The sequence below is a fragment of the Devosia sp. genome (genome assembly GCF_041917035.1).
Taxonomy (GTDB): Bacteria; Pseudomonadota; Alphaproteobacteria; order Rhizobiales; family Devosiaceae; genus Devosia_A.
The window spans coordinates 1-6,361 of record NZ_JAYRYM010000217.1; the positions used below are offsets into that span (position 1 = coordinate 1).

Consider the following 6,361-nt stretch of genomic DNA (forward strand, 5'->3'; position numbering starts at 1 on the left):
CGGCGCTGCCGGCGGCCGCCCTCACCGCGCCGGCGCCTGCGGCGCCCGAGGCGATCCGGCCCGCGGCGCCCTCGGCATCCGCGCCCGCTCAGGCCGGGGGCCGACCGGTCGTCGCTTCGGCGCTTCCGTCGTCCACGGTGACGGTCGCGGCAGCGACCACGCCGGTGGCGCTGCCCTCGGCCGCCGAACCCGCGCGTCCGGGCTCGGCCGCGCCTCTCCTCCAGCCTGGCGTCGCCACGGTGCCGCGACCACCGACCGGTCCCGCGCCTCAGGCGCCCGTCGCCTCCCCGTCCGCGCCGCTCAACCTCGCCGATCTGGGCCAGGTGGCCGCCCGCCAGGACAGCATGGCACCGTTGCTGGCGCGTCTCGCCGGCGCCCTCGCCCAGGGCGCCCTGCCTCGCCCGGCCGTCGAAGCGGCTGTCGGGCTCTTGGCGCGGCGGATCGATCTCAACCGCGCGCCGCCGGCGGGGACCGTGCTGCGCGATGCCGTGCTGGCGAGTGGGGTCCTCGCCGATGCTGCCGGCTCGCGACCCGGTGTCAGGGACAGTCTCCTGCAGCTCCGTGCCGGACTCCTCGCCGTGCTCGGCCACGATGCCGATGCGACCGTGCCCGAGGCCCGGCGCGCCGCCATGCCGCTGCGCGGCGAGTCGCCGCGTGCCGCGCCGGCGCAGGCTCCGGCGAGTTCCGGACAGGCGCTGCCCGAACTGGCGCGAAACCTCCTCGGCCACGCCGACGCCGCACTGTCCCGGCTGAAGCTGATGCAGGTGGCGTCCCAGCCCCCAGAGTCCATCCGTGCTGATGCCCAGCCGGCCCGGCCCGAACTCCGCGTCGAAATCCCGCTCCTGCTCGGCGCCGAGACGGCCATGCTGCACCTTCAGGTCGAACGCGATGCCCGGCATCGTCCGACCCGGCGCGAGCGCGCCTGGCGCATGCGCTTTGCCGTGCATTTCAGCGCTACCGGCGAGGTCGGCGCCGAGGTGGCGCTGTTCGGTCGCACCGCCAACATCTCGGTCTGGGCTGCCGAGGCGGAAACGGCCGAAGCGATCGAGGCGATGCTTCCCGAACTGTCGCCGGCCCTCGCCCGGCACGGTCTCGACGTCGGCGCGGTTCGAGTCCGGCGCGGCGTTCCCGCGGCACGTCCCCATCATCCGGGCCAACTGGTGGACAGCGCGCGATGACCGACGCCGATCAGAGCCCCGTCAGCCTCGCCGTCGCCCTCGAGTACGAGAAGGGTAGCCGCGAGGCACCGCGCGTCGTCGCCAAGGGGCGTGGCGAGGTGGCGCGCCGCATCGTCGAGATTGCGGCGGAAAGCGGCGTCACCATCGATGCCAACGGGCCGCTCGCCGAAGCCCTGGCGGGCGTCGAGCTGGACGAGCAGATACCGCTCGAACTCTACCAGGCGGTCGCCGAGGTCATCGGTTTCGTCCTGCGCGCCAACGCCCGCAAGCTCCGCGCCTGAGCTGCGACGGGTTGCCCAGACCGGCCCGGTCGTGCCACGTCTCGTGCGCCCCCCGGCCCAGCCCGAATCCGGAACCCGACCCATGGCCAAGACCCTTGCCGACCTCGACACGCCTGCCGTCCTCATCGACATCGACCGGGTGGAGGCCAATCTCGGCCGCGCCCAGGCGCATGCCGATCAGCATGGCTACCGGCTGCGTCCGCACATCAAGACCCACAAGCTGCCGCGCTTCGCGCAGCGCCAGGTTGCGCTCGGCGCCGTCGGCATCACGGTGCAGAAGCTGGGGGAGGCCGAGGTGATGGCCGATGGCGGCCTCGTCGATATCTTCCTGCCCTACAACATCGTCGGCGGCCGCAAGCTCGCCCGCCTCAAGGCGCTGAACCAGCGGGTCGCCCTGTCGGTCACCGCCGACAGCCCCGATACCGTCGCCGGCTATGCCGCGACCTTCTCCGCCGATCGACCGCTCACCGTCCTGGTCGAGTGCGATACCGGCGGTGGCCGCTGCGGCGTCCAGACCCCGGCACAGGCTCTCGCCCTTGCCCGGCAGATCGGCATGGCTCCGGGTCTGCGCTTCGGCGGACTGATGACGTACCCGCCGCTGCATGGGCTAGACAGGTCAAACGCCTGGCTGACCGACGCCCTTGCCCAGTTCAGGACCGCCGGCATCGCGGTCGACCGGGTCTCGGGCGGCAACAGCCCCGACATGTGGGCGCCCGGCGGCGGCCCGGTGACCGAACGGCGGCCCGGGACCTACATCTACTACGACCGCTTCCAGGTGAAGGAGCATGCGGCGAGCCTCGATGACTGCGCGCTCACCATCCTTGCCACCGTCGTCAGCCGACCCACGGCGACGCGGGTGGTGCTTGACACCGGCTCCAAGTCGCTCACCTCCGATCTGCTCGGCATGGAGGGCTTCGGCCTGATCATGGGGACCGAACTGACCATCAAGGCGCTCTCGGAAGAGCACGGCGTCATCGAGATGCCGGTCGCGTCCGACTGGCCCCGCATCGGCGAACGTGTGCGCATCATCCCCAACCATGCCTGCGTGATCTCCAACCTGTTCGACACCGTGCAGCTCGTCTCCGGCGATGCGGTGGTCGATACCGTGCCTGTTGCCGCCCGCGGCCGAGTCGACTAGGGCTACTTCCGCACGGGGGAGTGGTATTAGAATGGTCATCGATTGGTTTGAGAATGTCTCGCTCGCCAGCGAGTGGCAGCCGGCAACAGCGGATGCCGGACCGTGCTACCGGCTCTTCGTGACGAATGGCGGGTCGGCGTCGCTGTCCGGCTTCCGGCTTGGGTTCTCCGGCCCGGCCCGCGTCAGCGACGATGCCGAACTGGTCGGCGGCCGTGTGGTCTCTCGCCTCTCCAACTATTGCGAGATCGCGCCGGAGTCCGGATTCGTGCTCCTGCCCGGCGCTGTCTGGACGATCGAGATCAGGGCGCTGGACTATCCGATTCGCCACTGGACCGATGGCGCCGTCACCGGCTTCCTGATCCTCGCCGATGGCAGCGCCCGCGCGCTGCCCACCGAGCCCACCCGGCTGGCCGGCAGCGACGCGGTGCGCCGCAAGGGGACGATGGCCTTTCCCGTACCTGAACATCCGCCGGTGCCTGTTTCGATCATTCCCTGGCCGCAACACGTTGCGGTCTCCGGGCGCCGCAGCGCGCCGTCGGGCCTCGTCGCCGTTCCGACCTCGCCTGCCGCCGAAAGCGCTGCCACCGCTTTTGCCGAGCTGGCATCCCGCCTGTTTCCCGGCGAGGGCCTCGTTCGCCCGGCCCATCAGGGCGGCTACCGGGTCGACCTGGTCACCGGTGACGGCGGCAAGGAGACCTATGCGATCGACTTCGCCGCCGATCACGCGACTGTCACTGCGGCGACCGAAACCGGCTTCCTCTACGGTCTGGTGACGATCGGGCAGATCCTGCGCGGGGCGCGCCTGCACCTCCACCGCTTCAGCTTTCCCGCCGCCGGCCGGATCGAGGATGCCCCCGCGATGGGCTGGCGCGGCTGCCACCTCGATGTGGCGCGCCGCCTCTACGGCCGCCACGAGGTCGAGCAGTTCCTTGCCATCCTGGCATGGAACAAGCTCAACGTGCTGCACTGGCACCTGAGCGACGACGAGGCCTGGCGGGTCGAGATCGAGGCCTATCCGCAACTCACCGAAAAGGCCGCCTGGAGCGGCCATGGCCTGCCCCTGCCGCCGCTGCTCGGGGCCGGGCCGGAACGCTCCGGCGGGTTCTACACCGGCGACGACATCCGCGCCGTCGTCGCCCTGGCGGCCCGCCTGGGGATCGACGTCGTCCCCGAGGTCGACATGCCCGGCCACTGCTACGCGCTTCTCGCCGCAGTGCCCTCGCTGCGCGATCCCGGCGAGAACGGCCTCTATCACTCCATCCAGAGCTTCCCCAACAACTGCCTCAATCCGGCGATCGAGGCCGTCTATGGCGCCGTCGAGACCATCCTGGGCGAAATGCTCGAGCTGTTCCCTTCGCGCTATTTCCATGTCGGTGCAGACGAGGTGCCCGACGAGGCCTGGCAGACCTCGCCGGCCGCCCGCGCCCTCGGCGCGCGCCTGGGCGCCAGTGGCGCCGCGCCGCTGCAGGCGCATTTCCTGCGCCGCCTGCAGGCCTTCCTCACGGCCAAGGGCCGCATCACCGGCGCCTGGGAAGAGGCCTCGCATGGCGGCGGCATCGACCGCGACAGCTGCTACCTGGTCGGCTGGCGGTCCGCCGCGACCAGTCGCGAACTGGCCGCGGCAGGCTACAGCGTGGTCGTTGCCCCCGGCGAAGCCTATTATCTCGACATGGCCAATGCCGCCGACTGGCACGAGTGCGGCGCCGCCTGGGCCGGCTTCTCCTCACCCGAGGCCACCTACCGCTTCGAGCCGACGGCGGGCTGGAGCGCAGCCGAGAAGCGGCACCTGCGCGGCGTCCAGGCCTGCATCTGGTCCGAGCCGATGACCGATCGCGCCGTTTTCGATCGCCTCGTCTTCCCCCGGCTCTCGGCCATCGCCGAGACCGGCTGGAGCCACCACCGCGACTATGCCCGCTTTGCCGCCCTGGCCGGCCTGATGCCGAATCTCTATGGTTGTCACGAACAGGCTGGAGACGACTGATGGGCGACGTCGGCGACCTGCTGGTCCGGCTCTACGATCTGCCTCAGGGCCCCGTGCGCGACGGCCTCGCCGCCGCCGGCATCGAGATCCGGCGCGCCCTGCCGCCCGAACGCCTCATCGTGCTCGACTGGGTGACGCGGCATTTCGGCAGCCTGTGGGCGGCGGAAGTCGAGATGGGATTCGGCCAGCTTCCGGTCACCGTCTGGCTCGCCGTTCGCGGCAACGCGCTGCTCGGCTTTGCCTGCCACGATGCGACCGCGAAGGGCTTTTTCGGCCCAACCGGCGTCGATGCGGCGGCGCGCGGGCAGGGCGTCGGCGAGGCCCTTCTGTTTGCCACCCTCAATGGCATGCGTGCCGCGGGCTATGCGTATGCCGTCATCGGGGACCCCGGTCCGGTCGAGTTCTACTGCAAGCGCCTCGATGCTTCGGTCATCCCGAAGTCGAAGCCGGGCCTTTACCGCGGCATGCTGCGCCCACAACTCGAGGACCGCCAGGTAGACTAAACCCTCTCTTTACCGTGGCGCCGTAGTGTTTGCCGGTTGCTGACGTACTTTTCAGGCAGCTGGGCGCGGGCGACGGATCCTGGTGTCCGGTCGCCGCCACCGATGGACGATCCCAGCCTTGCCCAAGCGCCCTGTTCCAGATCCGCTAGCAGCGATGGAATCGTCCGGGAGTCCGCCCGGAGATGATTTGGTTGCCGATCTCCGGCACCAGTTGCAGGTGGCGCGCAGCCGGCTTCACACCCAGCAGTTGCGCCAGAAGGCCATCCTCGAAAACCTCGCCCACGGCGTCTCGCTCTACGACAAGCAGGGGCACCTCATCGTCTGCAACCGGCAGTTCCTCGATATCTACCGGTTGCCTGATTCACTCGGTCGCCGCGGCACGAGTTTCCGGCGGATTCTCGAGGCCCGCGTCGAGGGCAACACCCATGTCGGCGACGATGGTCCCGGCTATGTCGCCGACCGCCTCAACGCCGTCAACGAGCAGCGCCCGCTGGGCGGCATCCATCGCCTGAACTCGGGTCAGGTGATCTCGATGACACACCAGCCGATGGCCGGCGGTGGCTGGGTATCGACCCACAAGGATGTCACCGAGCTGTTCAACATGCAGGCCGAGCTGACCCATCTCGCCTACCATGACTCGCTGACCGGTCTGCCCAACCGCACGCTGTTCTATCAGCGCGTCAACCGCGCCTTCGATGCGCGCGGCGAGGACGGAAACTTCGCCGTGCTCTGCCTCGATCTCGACGGCTTCAAGCCGATCAACGATACGCTGGGGCATGCCACGGGCGATGCGCTGCTGCGTCAGTTCGCCGGGCGCATCGGCCGGGTCCTCGGCCGTGACGATACAGCCGCCCGCATGGGGGGCGACGAGTTCGCCGTGCTGCAGGCCGGGGGCGATGCGGCGAGTGCCCGGGCACTCGCCCTGCGGATCGCCGAGGTCTGCCAGGCGCCCTTCGATTTCGACGGCGAGGTGGTCAGCGTCTCGGTCGGCATCGGCATCGCCTGCGCACCGTCCGACGGCGCCGATATCGACCAGTTGCTGCACTCGGCCGACCTGGCGCTCTATGCAGCCAAGCGCGACAGGCGCGGCGGTATCCGGGTCTTCGAGGCGGAAATGGATCGCGCCATCGAAGCGCGCCGCCGCACCGAGCACGACCTGCGCCGCGCCTTCGAGAACGGCGAGTTCGAGCTCTACTACCAGCCCATCCTCAACCTCGGCACCAGGGCCTTCTCCGGGTTCGAGGCGCTGATCCGCTGGCAGCATCCGGAGCGCGGTCTGG

Annotated in this window: 6 protein-coding genes; all 6 read left to right on the forward strand. The window is 70.2% G+C overall.

Annotated elements, in window-relative coordinates:
- Window positions 1-1,178, forward strand: a 1,178-nt coding sequence (locus ACE3TU_RS17495; RefSeq protein ID WP_374626518.1) for a flagellar hook-length control protein FliK, incomplete at its 5' end; no start/stop codon positions are given.
- Window positions 1,175-1,459 carry an EscU/YscU/HrcU family type III secretion system export apparatus switch protein gene (locus tag ACE3TU_RS17500; RefSeq protein ID WP_374626520.1) on the forward strand — a complete coding sequence of 95 codons (285 nt, stop codon included), beginning with the start codon at window positions 1,175-1,177 and terminating at the stop codon, window positions 1,457-1,459. The genes ACE3TU_RS17495 and ACE3TU_RS17500, both read left to right, overlap by 4 nt.
- 82 nt (window positions 1,460-1,541) lie before the next feature.
- Window positions 1,542-2,597, forward strand: a complete 1,056-nt coding sequence (locus ACE3TU_RS17505) for a D-TA family PLP-dependent enzyme (RefSeq protein ID WP_374626522.1) — start codon at window positions 1,542-1,544, stop codon at window positions 2,595-2,597.
- A gap of 31 nt (window positions 2,598-2,628) precedes the next feature.
- Window positions 2,629-4,578 (forward strand): beta-N-acetylhexosaminidase, encoded by a 1,950-nt coding sequence (locus ACE3TU_RS17510; protein WP_374626524.1) that lies wholly within the window; start codon window positions 2,629-2,631, stop codon window positions 4,576-4,578.
- Window positions 4,578-5,081, forward strand: coding sequence for a GNAT family N-acetyltransferase (locus ACE3TU_RS17515; RefSeq protein ID WP_374626526.1), 504 nt, complete (start codon window positions 4,578-4,580; stop codon window positions 5,079-5,081). The genes ACE3TU_RS17510 and ACE3TU_RS17515 overlap by 1 nt, the downstream gene beginning before the upstream one ends.
- Before the next feature lie 187 nt (window positions 5,082-5,268).
- On the forward strand, window positions 5,269-6,361 hold a 1,093-nt coding region (locus ACE3TU_RS17520; protein ID WP_374626528.1), incomplete at its 3' end, for a putative bifunctional diguanylate cyclase/phosphodiesterase.